Origin of the sequence: Mumia sp. ZJ430 (assembly GCF_011751845.1) — a bacterium.
Lineage (GTDB): Bacteria > Actinomycetota > Actinomycetes > Propionibacteriales > Nocardioidaceae > Mumia.
In genome coordinates this window covers 396721-416623 of record NZ_JAAHFK010000002.1, presented here as the reverse complement: position 1 = coordinate 416623, position 19903 = coordinate 396721, and the positions used below count along the sequence as shown (strand labels likewise).

General features: G+C 70.6%; 19 protein-coding genes. 6 read left to right on the top strand and 13 right to left on the bottom strand.

Going from position 1 to position 19903, the window contains the following annotated elements:
• Positions 1 to 46 precede the first annotated feature (46 nt).
• Together HCT63_RS08555 and HCT63_RS08550 are read left to right on the top strand one after the other, a co-directional pair.
• The gene (locus tag HCT63_RS08555) at positions 47 to 1240 is read left to right on the top strand and encodes an epoxide hydrolase family protein (protein ID WP_167003195.1); all 1194 of its coding nucleotides are present in this window, start codon (positions 47 to 49) and stop codon (positions 1238 to 1240) included.
• 99 nt (positions 1241 to 1339) lie between these two features.
• On the top strand, positions 1340 to 3802 hold the full coding sequence (locus HCT63_RS08550) for a DUF6351 family protein (RefSeq protein WP_167003193.1): 2463 nt from the start codon (positions 1340 to 1342) through the stop codon (positions 3800 to 3802).
• Positions 3803 to 3805: 3 nt separating this feature from the next.
• Here the strand turns inward: HCT63_RS08550 and HCT63_RS08545 are convergent, their stop codons facing one another.
• Positions 3806 to 4198: a PIN domain-containing protein gene (locus tag HCT63_RS08545; protein ID WP_167003191.1), complete on the bottom strand. Its 393-nt coding sequence runs from the start codon at positions 4196 to 4198 to the stop codon at positions 3806 to 3808.
• Positions 4192 to 4476, bottom strand: coding sequence for a type II toxin-antitoxin system prevent-host-death family antitoxin (locus HCT63_RS08540; RefSeq protein WP_167003189.1), 285 nt, complete (start codon positions 4474 to 4476; stop codon positions 4192 to 4194). Before HCT63_RS08540 ends, HCT63_RS08545 begins: the two co-directional genes overlap by 7 nt.
• 116 nt (positions 4477 to 4592) lie before the next feature.
• On the opposite strand from HCT63_RS08540, the gene HCT63_RS08535 reads away from it, so the two are divergent.
• Positions 4593 to 5363, top strand: a complete 771-nt coding sequence (locus tag HCT63_RS08535) for a hypothetical protein (RefSeq protein ID WP_167003187.1) — start codon at positions 4593 to 4595, stop codon at positions 5361 to 5363.
• On the opposite strand, the gene HCT63_RS08530 is transcribed toward HCT63_RS08535, so the two are convergent.
• From HCT63_RS08530 to HCT63_RS08495, 8 genes are read right to left on the bottom strand one after another with little or no spacing between them, the layout of a single operon-like run.
• Entirely contained in the window at positions 5364 to 5927 is a 564-nt protein-coding gene (locus HCT63_RS08530; protein WP_167003185.1) for a hypothetical protein, read from the bottom strand.
• Positions 5928 to 5980: 53 nt separating this feature from the next.
• The gene (locus HCT63_RS08525) at positions 5981 to 7162 is read right to left on the bottom strand and encodes a heparan-alpha-glucosaminide N-acetyltransferase domain-containing protein (protein ID WP_167003183.1); all 1182 of its coding nucleotides are present in this window, start codon (positions 7160 to 7162) and stop codon (positions 5981 to 5983) included.
• Positions 7163 to 7166: 4 nt separating this feature from the next.
• The gene (locus HCT63_RS08520; RefSeq protein WP_243842952.1) at positions 7167 to 7904 is read right to left on the bottom strand and encodes a glucosamine-6-phosphate deaminase; all 738 of its coding nucleotides are present in this window, start codon (positions 7902 to 7904) and stop codon (positions 7167 to 7169) included.
• The gene (locus HCT63_RS08515) at positions 7901 to 10714 is read right to left on the bottom strand and encodes a sugar-binding protein (protein ID WP_167003181.1); all 2814 of its coding nucleotides are present in this window, start codon (positions 10712 to 10714) and stop codon (positions 7901 to 7903) included. The genes HCT63_RS08520 and HCT63_RS08515 overlap by 4 nt, the downstream gene beginning before the upstream one ends.
• Positions 10715 to 10759: 45 nt before the next feature.
• A complete protein-coding gene (locus tag HCT63_RS08510; RefSeq protein ID WP_167003179.1) occupies positions 10760 to 11569 on the bottom strand; it encodes a carbohydrate ABC transporter permease in 810 nt (269 codons plus the stop codon).
• Positions 11566 to 12468 (bottom strand): sugar ABC transporter permease, encoded by a 903-nt coding sequence (locus HCT63_RS08505; RefSeq protein ID WP_167003177.1) that lies wholly within the window; start codon positions 12466 to 12468, stop codon positions 11566 to 11568. Before HCT63_RS08505 ends, HCT63_RS08510 begins: the two co-directional genes overlap by 4 nt.
• On the bottom strand, positions 12465 to 13838 hold the full coding sequence (locus tag HCT63_RS08500; protein ID WP_167003175.1) for an extracellular solute-binding protein: 1374 nt from the start codon (positions 13836 to 13838) through the stop codon (positions 12465 to 12467). Before HCT63_RS08500 ends, HCT63_RS08505 begins: the two co-directional genes overlap by 4 nt.
• A gap of 15 nt (positions 13839 to 13853) precedes the next feature.
• Positions 13854 to 14972, bottom strand: a complete 1119-nt coding sequence (locus tag HCT63_RS08495; protein WP_167003173.1) for a PfkB family carbohydrate kinase — start codon at positions 14970 to 14972, stop codon at positions 13854 to 13856.
• An 89-nt stretch (positions 14973 to 15061) separates the two neighbouring features.
• On the opposite strand from HCT63_RS08495, the gene HCT63_RS08490 reads away from it, so the two are divergent.
• The 3 genes from HCT63_RS08490 to HCT63_RS20430 all read left to right on the top strand — a co-directional run bounded on the left by HCT63_RS08490 (position 15062) and on the right by HCT63_RS20430 (position 17453).
• Positions 15062 to 15841 carry a DeoR/GlpR family DNA-binding transcription regulator gene (locus tag HCT63_RS08490; protein WP_167003171.1) on the top strand — a complete coding sequence of 260 codons (780 nt, stop codon included), beginning with the start codon at positions 15062 to 15064 and terminating at the stop codon, positions 15839 to 15841.
• Positions 15838 to 17175: a 6-phospho-beta-glucosidase gene (locus HCT63_RS08485; protein WP_208322345.1), complete on the top strand. Its 1338-nt coding sequence runs from the start codon at positions 15838 to 15840 to the stop codon at positions 17173 to 17175. The genes HCT63_RS08490 and HCT63_RS08485 overlap by 4 nt, the downstream gene beginning before the upstream one ends.
• Before the next feature lie 134 nt (positions 17176 to 17309).
• On the top strand, positions 17310 to 17453 hold the full coding sequence (locus tag HCT63_RS20430) for a hypothetical protein (RefSeq protein WP_243842951.1): 144 nt from the start codon (positions 17310 to 17312) through the stop codon (positions 17451 to 17453).
• A 131-nt stretch (positions 17454 to 17584) separates the two neighbouring features.
• Here the strand turns inward: HCT63_RS20430 and HCT63_RS08475 are convergent, their stop codons facing one another.
• From HCT63_RS08475 to HCT63_RS08465, 3 genes are all read right to left on the bottom strand, one after another.
• Entirely contained in the window at positions 17585 to 18709 is a 1125-nt protein-coding gene (locus HCT63_RS08475) for a sulfite oxidase (protein ID WP_167003167.1), read from the bottom strand.
• Between the two features lie 77 nt (positions 18710 to 18786).
• Positions 18787 to 19434 carry an NADPH-dependent F420 reductase gene (locus HCT63_RS08470; protein ID WP_167003165.1) on the bottom strand — a complete coding sequence of 216 codons (648 nt, stop codon included), beginning with the start codon at positions 19432 to 19434 and terminating at the stop codon, positions 18787 to 18789.
• A gap of 47 nt (positions 19435 to 19481) precedes the next feature.
• The gene (locus HCT63_RS08465; protein ID WP_167003163.1) at positions 19482 to 19832 is read right to left on the bottom strand and encodes a hypothetical protein; all 351 of its coding nucleotides are present in this window, start codon (positions 19830 to 19832) and stop codon (positions 19482 to 19484) included.
• Positions 19833 to 19903: the final 71 nt, after the last annotated feature.

Here is a 19903-nt window from a genome sequence, read left to right as displayed (position 1 = left end):
ACTTCTCGGTCCGGCTCAGCGGCCGATGAGGCCGTACGGTCGAACGATGACGACCACAACAGACACCTCGGGGTCGGCAGCACTGATCCCTTTCACGATCGACATTCCGCAGGCACAGCTCGACGACCTCGCGCAACGCCTCGCGCGGACGCGGTTCACGACACCGCTCCCTGGCGACAGCTGGGCGACCGGTGTCCCCACCTCATACCTGCGCGACCTCGTCGCGACCTGGCGCGACGACTACGACTGGCGTGCGCAGGAGTCCGCGCTCAACGCGTACCCGCAGTTCCTCACCGACATCGAGGGCCAGCGCATCCACTTCCTGCACGTGCGCTCACGCGAGGCGGACGCGCTCCCGCTCCTGCTCACCCACGGCTGGCCGGGCTCGGTGGTCGAGTTCCTCGACGTCGTCGGGCCTCTGACCGACCCTGTCGCGTACGGGGGTGACGCCGCGCAGGCGTTCGACGTCGTGATCCCGAGCCTGCCCGGCTTCGGCTTCTCCGGCCCTGTACACGACGAGGGCTGGAACGAGGCGCGGATCGCGCGCGTGTGGGCCGAGCTGATGCGACGCCTCGACTACGACCGGTACGGCGTGCAGGGCGGAGACATTGGTGCGGGCGTCGCGCCTGCGGTGGCGCGCGAGACCGGCAGCGACGGCACGCCCGGCAGCACGGTCGTCGGCGTGCACCTCAACGGCAACATCGGTGCGCCGACGTACGAGCTCGGTGAGGACGAGCTCGCGAGCCTGACCGACCTCGAGCGCGATCGCGTCCGTCGCACCGGGGAGTTCATGCAGGAGCAGTTCGGCTACATCGCCATCCAGTCGACGCGGCCGGCGGCACTCGCCGCGGGCCTGGCGGACTCGCCCGTGGGGCAGCTCGCGTGGATCGTCGACAAGCTCCGCGAGTGGACGTACCCCCGCGAGGTGCTGCCGGACGAGATCCTCGGCACGGACCGGCTCCTCACCAACGTGATGCTCTACTGGCTCACCGACACGGCGGCGTCGTCGGCGTACGTCGGCTACGTGAGCGCGCAGAGCTGGGGCGAGGCGCTCCCGGCGACCGGAGTGCCCACGGGCGTGATCGTCTTCGCCGGCGATGTCGGGATCCGTCGATTCGCCGAGAAGGAGCACGCGATCACCCGATGGGTCGACGTGGACCGCGGCGGTCACTTCGCGGCGTGGGAGGAGCCGGTGGCGTTCGTCGAGGACGTTCGCGCCTTCTTCTCCGACCTGCGCTGAGCGCTGACGAGGATCTCCATGGCGCTCGCCAATGTGAGGTGGATCACACTAATGTGACCGCCAGCGGGCGACGACGGCGTCGCCGGAGGAGGGGCAGAGATGTCGAGCTTCGTCGTACGCCGCGTGGTCGCGGCCGCCACCACGCTGGCCGTGGCCGCGCTGGGTCTGGTCGCTGCGCAGACTGCGAACGCGGACGGTGGGCATGGCAAGAGGCATGGTGACCGCCTCACGATCACGGTGCTCTCGGGAGAGCCGGACCAGGTGACCGGAGGCGATGCGCTGCTCGAGGTCACCCTGCCGAAGAGGGTGCGACCGCGTGACGTGCGCGTGACGCTCAACGGCGACGACGTGACCTCCGCCTTCGACGCCTCGGCCGACGGCACGCTCGTCGGGCTGGTGGAGGGGTTGGAGCTGGGGAAGAACCGGGTGAGGGTTTCGACAGGCTCAACCAGCGGGACGCTCACGCTCGTCAACCACCCGACCAGCGGCCCGATCTTCTCCGGTCCCCAGCAGCAGCCGTTCGTCTGCACGACCGCGCGTGGCCGCTTCGACGGGCGGATGATCCTGGGTCAGCCGATCGTCGACAACCAGGACCAGTTCGGCATCCCGGTGGCCGCTGAGGGCGAGGACGGCAGCTATCCGCAGGACAGCCGCGGCTATCCGACGGCGGACGCGGACATCGTGGGATGGAGCGGTGACTGCGCGGCCGAGACCCGCTACGGCTACGTCTACCGCTCGACGACCGACAACCGCTTCCACTGGCTCGACGATCCGGCGAGCCCGCCGGCCGACACGGCGACGACCACCACCATGGACGGCAAGACGGTGCCGTTCATCGTGCGCTGGGAACGCGGCACGATCAACCGGTTCGTCTACAGCGTCGCGATGCTCGCGCCTGTCGGTGAGGCCGATCCGACGCAGCCCGACGACTCGCTGTGGAACAAGCGGCTCGTCTTCAGCTTCCAGGGCGGCGTCGCCATCGGGCACACGCAGGGCACGACCAGCGAAGGCGCGATGCTGCCAGCCGATCTGCTCAAGCTCGGCTATGGCGTGATGTGGTCCAGCGCCACGCGCACGAGCACGCACTACAACCTGCAGGTCGGCGGCGAGACCGCGCTGATGCTCAAGGAGCACACGGTCGAGACCCACGGCGTCCCCGACTACACGGTCGCGGTCGGCGGCTCCGGTGGCGCGATCCAGCAGTACGTCTACGCGCAGAACCACCCGGGACTCATCGACGCCGCGATCGCGCAGTACTCGTATCCCGACATGGTCACGCAGGTCATCCATGTCGGGGACTGCGAGCTGCTCGAGCACTACTTCGACGCGACCGACCGGGCGAACCCCAAGTGGAAGGACCCTGAGGTCCGGCAGGCGATCATCGGGCTCAACGGCACCAGCTTTCCGAAGAACCTCTCGGCGGGCGAGACCGCGCAGTGGAACCAGCTGTACGCCGCCTACCAGGCGCTCGGCTACCAGGTCATGACGCGTGACCCGGCCTCGCCCGCGCCGGCACTGATGGAGTGCAAGCCGGGCTGGTTCGGGCTCACGCCGCTCGCGATGAACCCGACATTCACCGACGTCGAGGACCTCGACAAGCTCGCGCAGGGCGCCGACGGCGTCGAGTGGACGCACTGGGGCGACCTGGTGAACATCTACGGCACCGACGACGAGGGCTTCGCGCGGGTCCCGTGGGACAACGTCGGCGTGCAGTACGGCCTCAAGGCGCTGACCGACGGCGTGATCACCCCTGCGGAGTTCCTTGACCTCAACGCAAAGGTCGGCAGCTGGAAGGACTCGGCCGACATGGTCGAGGAGGGGTTCCCGTTCGTCGGGTCGTTCAGTCCTCAGAACTTCGACCCGTGGAGCGCGCGCAACATGCAGCTCAGTCCGGACGGCGGCGTGACTCCGGCGCCACGTCGGGCGGGTGACCGTGACGCGATGCGCGCGGCGTACACGTCCGGCATGCAGTTCGAGGGTGACATCGACATCCCGGTGATCGACTGGCGTCCATACCTTGAGGACGACCTCGACATGCACAACACGCAGCAGTCGTTCGCCGCTCGGCAGCGGATGCTGAACGCGGACGGCGACGCGTCCAACCAGGTCGTGTGGTTCACCGACGCGCGGCCGAGCCAGCAGTTCGACCAGACGCCGATGGCGTTCGCGGTGATGGACCAGTGGATGCGCAACATCGACGCGCACCCCAAGCGCGGCGTCGCGGGCAACAAGCCGGCGCAGGCGGTCGACTCGTGCTTCGCGACGGACGGCTCGTTGATCGCGTCCGGGCGGCGGGTGTGGGACGGCGTGCTCGACACGCGGGCGGCGGGGGACTGCACGCAGAAGTTCCCGATCTACTCCTCGTCACGGCGTGTCGCCGGCGGGCCGTACGAGGGCGGCATCTGGAAGTGCGCGCTGCAGCCGGTGGGGGCGGCGATCGCCAAGGGCCTGTACGGGGCGTGGCGGCCGACCGCTGCGGAGCGGGTGCGACTCGCGCAGGTCTTCCCCGGTGGTGTCTGCGACTTCCGCAAGGGAGACCAGGGCAAGCCCCGCCGCTGGTGACGCTCAGGGGTGGACGACGTCGATCTCGGTGATGCCGCGGGCGAAGTCGTGTCGGTTGTTCGTGACGAAGCGGTCTGCCCCCGCGGAGATCGCGGTCGCGAGGTGGAGGGCGTCCGGAGTCTTCAGGCGGTGCCGGACGCGGAGCGCGGCAGCCATCACGGCGACGTCGTGGGTCACGGGAAGCAGCGCCAGGCGACCGAGGATCGCCAGCAGCCTGGGGCGCTCGGCGAGACGGTCGCCGGCCAACGTCAGGGTCTCCGTGAGGAGAAGGGTCGAGCCCACCCCCGCGGGTGAGTCGGCGGCCGCGTCGTGGATCGCGTCGAGCAGTAGGTCTCCGCGGTCGTCGCCGGCCGCCGCGTAGATCACGATGTCGGCGTCGAAGGCCGCGGTCACCACGCGTCTCGGTCCTCGCGCATCGCGCGTACGAGCGCATCAGCGTCCGCCTCGCCGGTCGGATCGGGGAGTGGCGCGTGCCTCGAGGCATCGAGCTCGACGGCGATGGCATCGGCCGCGGCGAAGAGGTGGTCGACGCGCGCGGTCCGTGACTCGTGGGGCGGGGCGAGCCGTGCGACAGCCCGCCCGTGACGGGTGATCGTGATCTCCTCGCCCGCCTCGACCCGGTCGAGGAGCGCAGCGAGCTGCGCGCGGGCCTCGCTCATGGACATCGTCGTCATGGGCGTCAGTGTACAGAGATGTACAGACATGTCGGAGCCTCGTGAACTACGCGGTTGGCACGCGGCGATCCGGGCCTGGCAGTATTCGACAACCCCCTCACCCAAGGAACCTCTGCATGCCCAAGACCCACGCCGCTGTCACCATGTCGAGCCCCGTCCTGATCGAGCGCATGGTGAAGCGGTGCCACACTCAGGACGACTTCCCGGTCGAACGTGGATCGTCGCTGGCCGCCGACGACATCGCGAGCAATCCCTATCCCACGAGCCGCGTTCTGCGGATGTCGCTGACCGCGGGGATCGACCACCTCCATGCCGCGAAGGTGCTCGTCGTGGACCAGAAGGTCCCGCACACGGCAGCGACGTGGTCGCTCGCGCGCGGCGCCCTGGAGAACCTGGCCACCGCCTTCTGGATCCTCAGGCCCGACCGCCGTGACGACCGGATCGAGCGCACCCTGCAGTGGCACGCCCAGGACGTCATCGACTCGGACGACGCCACACGACACCTTGACGTCCCGAGCATGGCGTCAGTCGACGCCCGCCTGGGCGAGCTCGACGCGGTCGCGCACCGTCGCCTTCTCGCACCCGAGCGCGTCCGCCGCGGCTACACCGGCACCGAAGCCATCGCGTATGCGGACGAGAACCTTCCGCAGCCCACCCTCGGGGTTCGGCGTCCCTGGCAGCTCAGCTCGGGTTTCGCCCACGGACGGCCGTGGGCGCCTGTCGGGGCGTCGGCGCTCGAGACGTCGGGCAGTGCGCGACCGGACCTGCTCGACGCCGGTGCGACGAGCATGCCCAGCAGTGTCCTGTTCCCGTACCTCGCGGCGGTTCAGCTTCTCGAGGCCTTCCTCCGGCTCTACGAGGTGCGCGCCAACAGACCGCTCGTGTAGTCAGCCGCAGGAGTCGCAGATGCCCGTCGCCGGGACCGCCATGAAGCACCGCGGGCAGACGACGACGGGCCGCTCGACCTTGCGGACCGCCGGCCCGCGCCGCACGGTCCGCGACGCCAGCGCGACCCGCGGCGACCGCGTCGGCCGCCCACCGTCGGCGGGGAGCGTCGCTCCGAACCGCTGGTAGCAGGCGAACCGCTGCTCGGCTGCGTGCCGATCGGCGTCGGCGACCGGGGCGCCGCTCACTCGCGCGACCATCATCCGGTAGCCGTCGACCGCTCGCCCGTCCTCCCGTACGCACAGTGCTGCGAGGATCGGCTCTCCTTGCGCGTGAGAGGCGGTCGCCACGTCTTCGAGGACCGGACCGAGCCAGGTCTCGGAGAGCGCGCGGGTCTTCACCCCGGTCCGGTGCTGCACCTCGACGGCAAGCTCTTGGTCGCTGATGTCGCCGCCGTACTCGCGTGCCTTCTCCACCAGGATCTCGCGGGCGCTCTTGGTCCAGAGGTGCTTGGCGGTCTCGTGGGCGACCGGCTGTCCATCGCCGATACGGAAGGTGTCAGTCACGAAGGGATCGTACGGGGCGGGTCTGGACGTTCTGCGCGTCGGGACCCGTCGGGTCACCTTTGCGTGGCATGCTCGCGGACCCTTCGTCGGGCGCCGTTCGCGGCGACGGCGGCCACCGCCTCCAGCGGCCCGCGCCCGACGTACCGGCGCCACGGGATCGCGATCGCGGCCGCGAGCACCGTGTGGACGAGGAACGCGTCGTCGATCGTCTCCGGCAGGACGGTCGCGACGAGGACGACGTGCAGCGAATACAGCGTGAACGTCATGCTGCCGATGGCGGCGACCGGCCACAGGGCGCGTCCGACCGCGTGCTCGAGCAGCAGCATGAGCCCGAGCACGGCGAGAGCGCACCCGAGCGTGTGCAGGAGGTCAGGGGGCGCACCCGAGTGCGGTGAAGCGATCCCGAGCCACTCCCACGAGGTCGTCGGGGTCGTCCCGAAGAAGCCGACGTGAAGGATGTCGTCATCGATCGGGCCCGTCGTGAAGTGCCGACCCGTACCGGCCGCCTCGAGCTCGGCGAGCCCGCCGCCTGCGAGCCACCACGCCGAGCCCGCGTACGAGAGCACGGCCAGGGCCGTACCGCCGACAGCGAGCCACACCGCGACACCCACCCGCCGCAGGGGCAGCCGGCCGACACCCATGCCGACCAGCAGGTAGGCGGTCCAGGTCAGCACCGGGTAGTAGCCGGTGAGCAGCAGGCTCGACGCGGTGCCGACCGGATCGGTGAGCAGCGTCCCGACGTTCGGAACCCCGGAGTCCAGAGGCGTCTCGATGCCGAGGCGGAGCCACTGGCTGAGCACGGGCCCAACGAACGCCCAGGTCAGGCCGAGACCGATCAGCCACCCGGCCCTCAACCGGAGGAACGGCAGTGCGACGACGAAGAGCACCCCGTAGTAGCAGAGGATCACCGCGAGACCGGAGTCGAACGCCCCGAGGACCAGCCCCACGACGAAGATCACTGCGGCCCGCGCGGTGGTCGCGGCCGCCGCGGTCGCCCACCCACGACCGTGGGGTGGCGATGTGCCGCCGCTGGCGAGCGCGATGCTCACACCGGCCAGCACCGCGAAGAGCGCCGAGGCGCGTCCTGCGGCGAGGACGTGCGCGAGAGACGTCTGACCGTCGGGTCCGATGTGCGGTTCGACGTGGGTCGAGATCATCCCGATCAGCGCGACGGCCCGGGCGGCGTCGACGCCCAGCAGCCGTCGCCGCGAGAGGATCGTCGACCGCTCGGGCACGCGTTCAGCGTACGGCTGCGGCGGCCTCGCGATCGGTGACGACGTACGCGTCGGGGTGTCGCTGCAGCACCGAAGCGGGACATGCGGGATCCACCGGACCGTGCAGCGCGGCGTGGACAGCCTCCGCCTTGCGTTCGCCGAGCGCGATCAGCACCAGACGCCGCGCCTGCATGAGGGTCGCGAGCCCCTGGGTGATCGCGTGGGTTGGGACGTCGGCGGGGGAGTCGAAGAACCGCGCGTTGTCCCGTCGTGTCGACTCGGTCAGCCGCACGACGCGGGTCTGCGAGTCCAGCGACGAGCCCGGTTCGTTGAACCCGAGGTGACCGTTGCGGCCGATCCCGAGGACCTGCACCGCGACGGACGCCGCCACGACCTCGCGCCCGTACCGCTCGGCCTCCTGCTCCGGATCGGCCGCCTGGCCGTCCGGACCCCGGACGTCGAGCCCGAGCGCGTCGGCGACCTCGCGTCTGATCACCGAGGCGTACGTGTTCGGGTCGCCGGCGGGGAGGCCGAGGTACTCGTCGAGCAGGAAGCCGCGCCGCGCGACCGGGGAGGCCGTCGCGCCTAAACGTACCCGGCGGACGATCTCCTGGTACGCGCCGAGGGGTGACGAGCCGGTCGCGAGACCGACGGCGCTGTCGGTCTCGAGCACGTCGAGGATGAGGTCTGCGGCCGTGTCCGCCACCTGGCCCGCGTCGTCGCGGACCAGGTGGCGGACGGTCGATCCGGGTGGTGTCGTCACCGCACCCGCACTGACGAGCTCGCGGTCCCCGTACGGCGGTCGGGGTCGAACCCGAGCAGCACGGACGACGGTGTCTCCGTCACCGGGATCCGGATCTGATGCCGACCTGGTCGCAGGGCGACCTCGACGGAACCGACCAGCTGCGTGTCGTCACCGGTGACCGCGAACAGGTGCGCGGTGCCGCGCTTGTCGACGTCGACGGTCACCACGACCGCGTCACCGCGCTGCGTCGCCCGACGCACGCGCGCGGTCGACCGCGGGGCGAGCGTCGGGAGCCCCGACAGCCCGACGCCGGAGCGTACGGCCTGCTCGATCGACTGCGGCGAGTCGAGGCTGTCGAGCCCCGGGAAGTCCAGCTTCGGCGGCACGCTCTCCACCTCCGGCGGCGCGCCACCCCCGAGCTCGACACGACCCCATCGGTACGGGTCGCCCTGGACCCCGCCCCACGTCGACCACCCGACGCGGGTCTGGCCGGCCTTGTCCTGGGTGTCGGAGTCGTAGACGAACATGTTGAAGCCCATCCGGTCGGGATCGACCGTCGCCGGCAGCGCGGCGAGCGGGATCTTCATCTCGATGACGTAGCCCGTGTACGGCGCGCCGACCGCCGAGGCCATCTCGAACCCGGGCGCGACGTTGCCCGGATCGAGCGTCGTCTCGTCGGAGCCGCCCTCGCCGGACATCGGGAAGGCGCCGATCGGGCCCTGGGTGTGGTCGGCATCGCGCGCGGCGCACGACTGGCCCTCGGCGGTGAACGGGAGTGCCCCGATCTTGAAGGTGGTCGAGGTGTTCTCCGACGACCCGTCGGGATCGATGGCGACCTCGAGCGAGTCGACGCGCCAGTGGCGCTTGCAGTCCGACGCCGCGAGCACGGCGCTCTTGACGTCGTCGGTCACCTCGGCGGCGACGTAGAGGTCGTCGCCCGACCGCGTGACGTAGCCGGTCGCGCTGCAGTCCGCCGGAGACGTGCACGCCTCCCCCTCCCAGCGCCGCGAGAGGTCGATCGTGGCCGCATACTCACCGGCGCCGACGGTGCCGTCCAGCGTCGGCGCCGCCGTCTCGCCGACCTGCGTCGTCGGGACCAGCTCGAGCGCCGCCGTCGTGGTCGACGACCCGGAGCTGCTCGTCGTCGTGATCGTGTAACCGTAGTCACCGCCGACGCCGCCCTCGTTCGACGTGGGCAGCGTGTCGTCGGTGTTGGTGACCTCGAGGTCGAGGCGCTGTGTCGCACCTGGCGCGAGTCCCTCGTACGAGATCGTGTCGTCGGCCGCCGCGAAGCCGTCCGGCAGGTCCACCGTGACCGTTCCGGACTCAGCGGCGTCGCTGTGGTTCGTGACGTCGATGCCGACCGTACGTGTGCCGCCGCTGGGCAGCGTCAGCACCGGCGTGACGAGCCCGCGCAGCTGCGGAAGCCCGACCGTAGGAGCCCACTCCTCGAACTCGGCGACCTGCGGCAGGAGCTGCTGGGTCCCGGACACGCTCGGCGTCACCGAGAGCTTCTGGTTGGTAGAGCCGGCGCCCGCGCCTGAGCGCACGTCGAGCCCGACCAGTGCCCGGGTGTTCGCCGTGGCCCCGCTCGGTGCGGTCACCGTGATCGTGCGGGTGACCGTCGTCCCACGAGGAACCGTGCCGAACGACATCGAGGTCGTCCCGCTCCACCCCTGCGGCAGCGTCACCGCACCGGCGGCACGGACGAGCCGTGTGCGCTTCGGCGCGGTGAGCCGCGCCTCGAGCGTCACCGACTGGCCGGGCACGACGTCGACGTCCTCGCCGGTGAGCTCGAGGCCAGTCCCGAGCGGAAGTCCGCCGCGAGCCTGGCGCGTCGCACCCTGCAGCATCGTCGCGGGGGAGGCTGCGGCGGCCGACTGGTCGCCGCGCGTGAACGGCACGCGCGAGGCCACCTGGGTGAAGTAGTCGCACCCGATCGCCTCGGGGTCGGTGCTGGGATCGGGGAACCCGGCCCAGCCCTGCGAGGCGTACTTGCGCTGCGCCTCGCGCTCGACGAGCGCCCACGTCTTGCCGCTGGCCGCGCGCTCCCCGGCCCAGACCCCGTACACGTCGTCGGTGGGATCGGTCGGGGTGAACGCGCGCGGGCACGAGGAACCGACCTGGCCGCTGCCGCGGGCGGAGTTCAAGAAGAGCTTCGCCGGAGCGTACGGGCGCAGTCCCTCCTTGGTGATCTGCGAGCGGAAGCGCGACGGGTCGCCGGCCACGGCGTACGCCTCCGCGGCGAGCCGCGCGGCCTCTTGGTGACCGCCGTGGTTGCCGGGGGTCGGGGCAGGGGTCATCGTCACGACGACCTCGGGCCGGGTCTCGCGGACGATCCGGACGAGCCGTTCGAGGGAGTCCTCCGCGTCCCACGCCTGCTGGTGCAGGGGAGCGCTGACGGAGTAGTAGAAGTCAACCTTGTCGAGGTTGAACACGTCGCGGACGCCGGCCGTACCGACGGCGGCGCGCTCCTCGCGCTCACGGATAAGGCCGAGGGCCGGGCCCTCCTCGGGGCCGACGGCATTGCCGCCGCCCTCGCCGCGGGTGATCGTCACGACGCCGACGCGGCTGCCGTACCGCTCGCCCCATTCGCCGAACGTCGACAGCCGCCCCGACTCGTCGTCAGGGTGCGCGCCGACGAAGAGCACGTCGAGGTCGGTGGCCTTCGTGGCCGTCGTCTCGGGGGACGGCGCTGCTGCTGCCGGCCCGGTGACGAGGCCGGCACCGAGGAGCGCGGCTGCTGCCGAGGTCGTGGCGAGCCTTCGCCATCGTGGTGGTGGAGCGGCACCGGTGGAGTTGGACGTCTGCTGCGTGCGCTGGACCATGAGTCCCCCTTGGTTCTCGGATCGATCGACGGTCAACCACGTGGTTCAGCCCTTCACCGCCCCCTCGGTCATGCCGCGGATGAAGTGACGCTGGGCGATCAGGAAGAGCACGAGCATCGGCAGGGCGACGATCAGTGCGGCTGCTGCGAGGAGCGACGGCGATCCGGTGTACTGCCCGCTGAAGAAGGTCAGCCCGAGCGGCGCGGTCCGGAGGTCCTCGTTGCTGGGGATCATCACCAGCGGGAGCAAGAACTCGTTCCAGGTCCACATCGAGAACAGCACGACCATCGTCACGACCGCGGGACGCCCCATCGGCAGGAGCACCGACCAGAACGTCCGGAAGTGCCCGGCGCCGTCGAGCCGCGCCGCCTCGACCAGGTCACGCGATGTCCCTCGGAAGTACGCCCGCATCCAGAAGGTGCCGAACGCGAGCGACTGCGCGACCTGCGGAAAGATCAGCGCCTGGTACGTGTTGATCTGGTCCAGGTCGCGCAGCTGGTAGTAGAGCGGGACGACGATCGCCTCGTTCGGCACCATCAGGCCGAGGAGCAGCACGTAGAACAGGACGGACGAGCCGCGAAAGCGCATCGTCCCGAAGGCGTAGCCGAGCATGCACGACAGCGCCGTCGCGAGCACGACCACGCACACCGTGACGATCACGCTCGAGCGCATGTACGTCGAGAAGTGCCCCTCGTCCCACGCGGTGGCGAGGTTGCTCCAGACGATGCCGGACTCGTTGGGGTTGTCGGAGACGAACGCCGACGCGACGATCATCGCGATCGGGAAGAGGGCGACGACTGAGCCGAGCGCCAGGACGACGATCGTGACGCTGCGCTCGAGCCGCGAGGTCTTCATCGGTTCTCACGCTCCGGGATCCGGTTCACGAGGACGGTGAGCAGCATGATGAACGCCGCCAGCAGCAGCGCGATCGTCACACCGGTGCCGACGTCGCCCTGCCGCATCGACTTCATGTAGACCTCGTACGCCGGGACGGCGGTCGCGCCGCCCGGTCCGCCGGAGGTCATCAGATAGACGAGGTCGAACGTCCGCAGCGCGGCGACCATCGTCAGCGTCAGGGCGACGGCGAGCTCGTTGCGCAGGGACGGCAGGCTGATGGCGAAGGTCTCGCGGAAGAAGCCGGCGCCGTCGAGGCGGGCGGCGTCGTAGACCGCGCGGTCCATCCGTGACAGCCCTGCGAGGAAGAGCACGGTGCACAGGCCGGTGCCGAGCCACGTGCCGACGAGCCCGATCGCGACCAGCGCGGTGCTCGGGTCGCCGAGCCAGCCGCGTGCGAGCCCGTCGAGACCCACCGCGCGCAGCGCTTCGTTGAGCGGGCCGTCCGGCGCGAGAATCCGCTTCCACGCGACGGCGACGACGGTCAGCGCGATCACCTGCGGGACGAACACGACGGCCTGGAAGATCCCGCGCCCGCGCACTGTCGACCGGACGAGCAACGAGGCCGCCAGGAGTCCCAACGTCACCGGGATCACCGAGAAGAACACAAGCAGCACGAGCGCGTGCCCGAACGGCGCGCGCAGCGCCGGGTCGGTGAGCACGTCGACGTAGTTCTGCAGCCCCACCCAGGTGCCGGAGGAGAGCCCGTCCCACGCGAAGAACGACAGCCACACCGCGTAGGCGAGCGGCGCCAGCAGGAAGAGCGCGAGCACCACGAACCCCGGCAGGAGATAGAGATAGGCGACGTTGCGCGGCTCTCCTGGGGGTCCGTGGCGCCGTCGCGCGCCCTGGCTCGTCACTCGTTCTGGTCCGTGAAGTCCGTGTAGTTCTTCTCGAGGGCGTCGAGGAACGCGGCGGTGTCCGTCGAGCCGGCGCTGAGCTTCTGGAGCTCCTGGCCGAGCAGGTCGCTCATGTCCGGCGTCGCCCAGTCCAGGTACGGCACGAGGGAGTCCTCTGCGGTCACCTGGTTCCAGGCCTCCACGACCTCCTTGCCGACACCGGTCGCGCTGGCTGCGTCGCCGTCGATGACCGGGAGCCCGCCGTTCTCCTGGATCACCTTCATCGCGTCGGCGTTGGTGAGGAAGTCGAGGTATGCCGCGGCCGCGTCGGCGTGCTCGCTGGCCTCGGTGATTGCGAACGGGAGGCCCGTGCCGCCGGTCACGGCCAGCTCGCCGACCGGGCCGACCGGCGGCAGCGCGAAGCCGAGATTGTCGCCCATCGCAGCCTCGAGGTCTGCTTGGTACCAGGTGCCGCCGATCATGAACACGCCCTGGCCCTTGGCGAAGTTGCGCCACGCGGTGTCGTTGGGCACGGCGTTGAAGTCGGGCGTCAGGTAGCCCGCGTCGACCCAGGACTTGAACAGGTCGGCGCCGTCGACGTTCTCCTCTGTGGTCCACGAGGCTCCCTCGCGGCCGTACCCGAGCGCACGGGTGTCGTCGCGCGGCACGTACTGGTTCATCGCGACGGCGTAGTCGTGGATCGCCGGCCACGCCTCGGCGTTGCCGAGCTGGACCGGCAGCTCGCCGGCGGCCTTTGCGGCCTTCATCGCGGCCTCGAGCTCGTCGAGCGTCTTCGGGGCCTCGATGCCGAGGTCGCCGAGCTTCTGCTTGTTGACCCACAGGCCGACCATTTCGCCGACCTGCGCCATCCCGAAGAGCGAACCCTCACCGAAGGTCTTGCCGTCCTTGCTGTACGAGGCCGTGCTGCGCACCGACTCGGGGAAGCGCTCGTCCCAGCCGTAGACCTCGGCGTACCCGTCGAGCGACTGCAGCAGCCCAGCGGAGACGAACTGTCCCATGTCGGCGCGGCCGTTGTTGACCTGGACGACATCTGGCGGGTCGTCGTTGGTGATCGCGAGGCGGACGGTCTTCTGGAGGTCGTCGAAGGACTTCGAGGTGCGCTTGATCGTGACGTTCGGGTACTTCTTCTCGAACGCCGCGTTGAGGGTCTCGATCTGCTTCGCCTGCCCACCGCGCACCTCCTGGTCCCAGACGTCCAGGGTGAGGTCGCCCATCGCGGCGACGTCGGTCGAGATGTCGTCGGGCTTGGCCTCCTTGCCCTCGTCGTCACCGCCTCCGCCGCCGGGCGTGCATGCAGACAGGGCGAGCACGGCGCTCGCGGCCGCGACGGCGGCGGTGAGCACCGACTTCTTGACGGCACGGACGGTCATGGCGGCTCCTGGGTGTCATTCGCCCCGGGGGGCGGTGCGGAAATCTCGGGTCCGAGGCTCGGACGGGGTGTGGCTCGGGTGGTCATGGGTGTCCCCGACGAAGCCGATGGTGGCGACGGCTCGGCCGTACGTGCGGTGCTCGACGGTCGTCAGCACGTCGTCGAGGAAGGCGTAGTCGCGCGCCAGCCAGGAGCCGGGCTCGAGGGCTTCCCACCACTCACAGATGGCGCCCCAGCCTGGCGCGGCCAGCGCACCACCGAAGTCGCGTACCGACAGTGCGGCGCAGAGGTTGGCGAAGCGCAGGCGCTGCAGCAACGGCCACTCGCGGAGGGTGGCGGCGACGAGCCCTGCGAGGAAGACGTCGCCGGCCCCGGTCGGGTCGAGCGCGGGCACGGTGAGCGCCGGCGCCCACGCGGTCTCGCCGGTGGTGGCGTCGGCAGCGTACGAGCCCGAGCTGCCCGCGGTCACGACGGCAAGCGGGACCCAGTCACGGATCCGCTCGAGCGCGGCGCCGGGGGAGTCGGTGCCGGTGTAGGTCATCGCCTCGACGGCGTTGGGGACGAAGGCATAGCACCCGTCGAGCCGTTCGCGCAGCGACGTCGCGTCCCAGAGGCCGGTCGGGTCCCAGCCCACGTCGGCGAAGATGCGCGTGCCGCGCTGGGCGGAGGCGTCGAGCCAGTCAGGCCGCTCATCGCCCACGTCAGCGAACGCGGCACGCGCCGTCGGCAGGACGTGGGGGACCGCGAGGTCGGCCCGCGGGGGCTTGTGCGCATGGGTGATCATCGCGCGGTCCTTGTCATAGGCGAGCGAGACCGTGACCGGCGAGTGCCAGTGGGGCCACCGGTGCGACGCGGACAGGTCGATCGCCTCGTCGTCCTCGAGCGTGCCCCACAGGTAGTCGCCGTACATGTCGTCACCGAACGCCGCGGCCAGCGAGGTTCGCAGCCCGAGGCGAGAGGCGGCGACGGCGAGCGTCGCGACGCCGCCCGGGCTCGAGCCCATCCCCGAGGTCATGACCTCCCGTCCTCCGACTGGCGCTTCCTGCAGACCGGTGAAGATGATGTCGAGGAACACCGGGCCGGTCACGAAGAAGTCACACGCCAGGTCGTCGGTCTCAGGGCTGTCGTGGGCCATTCCGTGAGTGTCGCTCAAATGCGCAGGATCGCGCAAGAGGTGAGCGTGGATGCGTATCCGTGCGCGGATCTGCCTGTTATGGTCACCGTGTGCGTGCAAATCTCCGACACGAGCGGCTCCTCGATCTCCTCGAGACCAGCGGTCCCGTCGACGTCGCCACGCTCGCGCGCGTGCTCGACGTCAGCGACGCGACCATCCGCCGGGACCTGTCCGCGCTGGCGCACGCCGGCCAGCTCCGTCGCCTCCGTGGCGGGGCCGCTCCGACGCTCGACCGTGAGGCACCCTTCGAGCGGGTCGCGACGCAGAACCCGCTCGAGAAGCGGGCCATCGCCGAGCACGCGGTGACCCTGGTCCCCGACGACGCGGTCGTGGTCTTGGACATCGGCACGACGACGAGCCTGGTCGCCCGGCTGCTGCGTGGACGCCGGGTCAGCGTGATCACGTCCAGCCTCGCCGTGTACGACGAGCTGCGCGACGACCCCGTCGTCGACCTCATGCTGCTCGGTGGTCTGGTCCGTACGAACTACCACTCGATGGTCGGGTTCCTCACCGAGCAGGCGATCGCCCAGGTCCAGGCCGATGTCCTCTTCCTCGGCACGAGCGGGGTCCGGCGCGACGGGTCGGTCTTCGACACCACGGCCGTCGAGGTCCCTGTCAAGAAGGCGATGCTCCAGGTCGCCGACCGGGTCGTGCTCCTCGCCGACCACACCAAGCTCCCCGGGGGTGGATACGCCCGGGTGTGCGGGCCCGACCAGTACGACGTGCTGGTGACGGACCGCCCCGTCGACGACGAGACCGCACGGGTGATGAAAGATGCCGCCGTCGACGTCCACGTCGCCCGCCCGTACGACACCCAGGAGGACTCGTGAGGCTCACCATCGTCGGTGGCGGAGGGTTCCGGGTGCCGCTCGTCTATCGCGCGCTGGCCTCGGACGAGCACACCTCGCGTGTCGACGAGCTCGTCCTCCACGACACCGACGGTGTCCGGCTGCAGCGCGTCGCGGCGGTGCTGTCGGAGATCGCGGGCGAGTACGCCCGTCCGCCGCGGGTGCGCCTCACGACGGACCTGGTCGACGCGGTGTCCGGTGCGGACTTCGTGTTCTCGGCGATGCGGGTCGGCGGCCTGGCGGGGCGCGTCTGCGACGAGCGCTCCGCTCTCGATGTCGGCGTCCTCGGTCAGGAGACGACCGGTGCCGGGGGCGTCTGCTACGGCCTTCGGACCATCCCCGTCGCGCTGGCGCTCGCAGAGACGGTGCGCCGCGCGGCGCCGGAGGCGTACGTCATCAACTTCACCAACCCCGCCGGCATGGTCACCGAGGCGATGTCCGCGGTGCTCGGGCGCCGGGTGATCGGGATCTGCGACTCGCCGGTCGGTCTCTTCAAGCGGGTGGCACGCCTCCTGGAGATCCCGCGGGAGCAGATCACGTTCGACTATGCAGGGCTGAACCACCTCGGGTGGCTGCACCGCGCGGTCGTCGACGGCGTCGACCTCCTGCCGGGGCTGCTCGCCGACCCCAGCCGGTTGACGCAGATCGAGGAGGGCCGTCTCTTCGGCCCGCAGTGGCTGGCGTCGTTGGGCACGGTCCCCAACGAATACCTCTGGTACTGGTACTACACCGCCGACGCCGTCGCGTCGATCGAGAGGGCCGGTGTGACGCGCGGCGAGTATCTGCGGGAGCAGCAGGGGCGCTTCTATGCCGGGGAGGGGGACGCCTTCGCGCACTGGGAGCGCACGCGGCTCGACCGCGAGGAGACCTACATGGCCGAAGGACGCGCGAGCACCGACGCCGGCGCGCGCGACGACGAGGACCTCGACGGAGGTGGGTACGACCGGGTGGCGCTGGCACTCATGGCGGCGATCTCGGCCGACGAGGGGGCCGAGCTCGTGCTCAACGTCCCCAATGACGGGACCCTCGACGCGGTCGACGCGGACGCGATCGTCGAGGTGCCGTGCACCGTCGGTGCCGACGGTCCGCGTCCCGTCGCGGTGTCACAGCTGCTCCCGCACGAGCGTGGACTCGTCTCGACCGTGAAGGACGTGGAACGGACGACGATCGAGGCCGCGACCTCCGGTTCGCGTTCGGCCGCCCTGAAAGCGCTCGCGTTGCACCCGCTCGTGGACTCCGTGACCCACGCTCGTCAGATCCTCGACCGCGAGCTCGCGGCGCTGCCCGAGCTCAGCCGCGTGCTGATCAACCCCTGAGTCGCGTCCAGGTCGAGAACGGCACCGACGGCGGCAGGGTGCTTCACCGGGCAAGACCGCGACGGGTGCGAGCAGCGTCAGCTATCCGCTCGGGATCTTCGGAGCGTGGGTGTGGTTCTGGCAGCGGGATCTCGGTGTTCTTGTGCACCAACCTCGGCAACGGGCCGGCAGGCACGCAGACCTGTCCGCAGGAGGGCACGGTCACCGGCACGATCGTCGCTGCCGACGTCGTCGGTCCTGCCTCGCAAGGGATCGCGCCGGTGAGCTCGCCGAGCTGATCGCGGCGATCCGCGCCGGCACCGCGTACGTCAACGTGCACTCGGACGGCTACCCGAACGGTGAGATCCGTGCGCAGCTCCCGGGCAAGAAGCACGCGCACTCCCACCACCACTGAGTCATCGCCCTGACGTCAGGAGACCTCCGGAGGGACCCTGACCACGACCGGCACGCGCTGGACGTGGGTGTTCGCCATGCCCTGGCGGTTCCAGCGCTGCGCGAGCGGCTGCGTACGGCCGTCCGCGTCGGTCGCGCGCACGCACAGCTCGACGTACCCCGGTGTCGCGTGCCAGAGCGCCGACCAGCGCTGCCACGCATACGGCTCCGTGGGCGGGTCGACCTCGGCATCGCGCCAGGTTGCGCCGCCGTCCGTGCTGACCTCGACACGCGTCACCGGTGCGAAGCCGGACCACGCGCGCCCGCTGAGTTCGTGCGTGCCCGCGTCGACGACCCGCGTCCGGGTCTGGAAGTCGGGGAACCCCGGTGGTCGTACGAGGGCGCGCGGCTCGATCCGCGTCACCGGATCGCCAAGGTCGTCGGCCGTCTGCTTGATCCGGTATGCGGTCGCGTTCTGGAACCCCTCGAACGCGTGGTCGAGCACGGTGATCCGTACGAGCCACTTCACCTGGGCCATCCCGTACCAGCCCGGGACAACGAGGCGGGCGGGTGCGCCGTGCTGCGGCGGCAGGGGCGCGCCGTTCATCGTCGTCGCGACGAACGCCTCGCCGTGTGCGACCTCCTCGACCGTCAGCGCCCGCTGGTAGTCCTGCTCGACACCGCGCTCGACGCCGTGGTCCGCACCGGTGAAGACGACCGACGCGGCGCCGGGAAGGAGCCCAGCCAGATCGAGCACGGCGTCGAGCGCGACCCCCGACCAGCGCGCGGTGCCGACCGCCTCGTCGAGCCACGGCTGGCTGATTGGCCGCGGTGACGTCCGGGCGCGCCCGTTGCCGGCGCACTCGAGGGTGACACGGCGTCGTACCGGGCTGCTCGGTACGAGCCGAGTGAGGCCTTCGAGGTCGAGGCTCAGGGGGTGCGCGACGTGGCCGTCGACCTCGAGCCGCCAGGTCGTCGGGTCGATCAACGGGATGTCGTAGTGCACCAGCACGTAGTGAAGCCCCGGCGGGGTCACGTCGAGGTCGAGCATCTCGAGCGGCATGCCGTGGTTGCGGGTCGCGAGCCGGAGCTCGTCGAGCGAGATGGCGTCGTCCTCCGCGAGACGGGCGGGTGGACTCGTGCGGGCGTCGATGCTGGTCATGGCGGGCCCCCTTCCCGCCGTCGTACCACCGACGTGCGTCCGCCGTCCACGCCGATGCACCTTCAATGCGCCGGCGGTCACATGTCGCGGTAGCGCTTGGCCTCGGCGATCTTGGCCTTCAGCTCGTCAGCGGTGAACGGCGCGACGTACGCGGGGGTGTCGCGCTGCGTGCGCCAGCCCTCCGACAACGGGCCAAGGTCGACGACGTCGAATCCCGTACGGTCGATGAACGCCGCGACGGTCGCCTTGGCCTCGGCATCGTCCCCGGCGATCGCCAGGGCGCGGCGGCCCTCGGTGCCGGACGGCTTGGCGTGCTCGCTGATGTGCATCCACGCGATGTGGTTGAACGCCTTGACGACCTTCGACTCCGGCAGGTGCTGCTGGAGGAGCTCGGAGACGGTCGTCGACTCGTCGTCGAGTGCAGCGAACTGGCCGTCGCGCTGGGGGTAGTAGTTGTTGGTGTCGATGACGACCTTGCCGGCCAACGGTTCGACGGGGATGGTCGCGATTGCGGAGAGCGGGGTCGCGACGACGGCCAGGTCCGCAGCCTCTGCCGCGTCCTGGGGCGTGCCGGCGCGCGCCTGGGGCCCGAGCTCGTCGACCAGCTCCTTGAGCGTCTCGGGGCCGCGCGAGTTGCTGAGGACGACGTCGTAGCCCTGCGCGATCGCCGCGCGCGCGACCTGGCTGCCGATGTGGCCTGAACCGATGAGTCCGATGGTGGTCATGAGAGCGGGCAACTCGCGTTCCGGGCGCCGTATTCCGGCGCTGCGTGTCAGGACGCGAGGTGCAGGCGACGGCCGGTCGGTCCGTTGCCTCGAACGATACGCACGGCGCCTCCGGCGGCCTTCGTGCGGGCGACGTCGAAGAGCACCTTGACGGTCTCGGTCGCGTGCGGGCCGACGACGACCTCCTCGTCCGGCCACAGGGCGGGGACGGCGGGCTCGTGCTGGCTGCCGTCTGCGGCAAGGAACACGGCCGGCACCCGTGACACGGCGACCGGGATGTCGTCGCGGTTGGTCACCTCGACATCCGCCACCACGAACACGTGGTTGGGGCTGGGGCGCCGTCCGTCGACGGTGCGGCGCACCATTGACCCGGCCACGCTGAGGTCGATGCCGTACACGCTCGTGCTCCTTCGCTGTCGACCACGGCACCCGTCGGACCGGGTGCTGCTCCTTCACTTCTACAACGTCC

Bases quoted from the DNA above. Each gene is read 5' to 3' on its own strand.
- HCT63_RS08515 (WP_167003181.1), bottom strand. From the start codon at position 10,714: ATGGTCCAGCGCACGCAGCAGACGTCCAACTCCACCGGTGCCGCTCCA.
- HCT63_RS08510 (WP_167003179.1), bottom strand. From the start codon at position 11,569: ATGAAGACCTCGCGGCTCGAGCGCAGCGTCACGATCGTCGTCCTGGCG.
- HCT63_RS08540 (WP_167003189.1), bottom strand. From the start codon at position 4,476: ATGACGACGATGTCCATGAGCGAGGCCCGCGCGCAGCTCGCTGCGCTC.
- HCT63_RS08550 (WP_167003193.1), top strand. From the start codon at position 1,340: ATGTCGAGCTTCGTCGTACGCCGCGTGGTCGCGGCCGCCACCACGCTG.
- HCT63_RS08495 (WP_167003173.1), bottom strand. From the start codon at position 14,972: ATGGCCCACGACAGCCCTGAGACCGACGACCTGGCGTGTGACTTCTTC.
- HCT63_RS08470 (WP_167003165.1), bottom strand. From the start codon at position 19,434: ATGACCACCATCGGACTCATCGGTTCAGGCCACATCGGCAGCCAGGTC.
- HCT63_RS08555 (WP_167003195.1), top strand. From the start codon at position 47: ATGACGACCACAACAGACACCTCGGGGTCGGCAGCACTGATCCCTTTC.
- HCT63_RS08475 (WP_167003167.1), bottom strand. From the start codon at position 18,709: ATGACCAGCATCGACGCCCGCACGAGTCCACCCGCCCGTCTCGCGGAG.
- HCT63_RS08535 (WP_167003187.1), top strand. From the start codon at position 4,593: ATGCCCAAGACCCACGCCGCTGTCACCATGTCGAGCCCCGTCCTGATC.
- HCT63_RS08500 (WP_167003175.1), bottom strand. From the start codon at position 13,838: ATGACCGTCCGTGCCGTCAAGAAGTCGGTGCTCACCGCCGCCGTCGCG.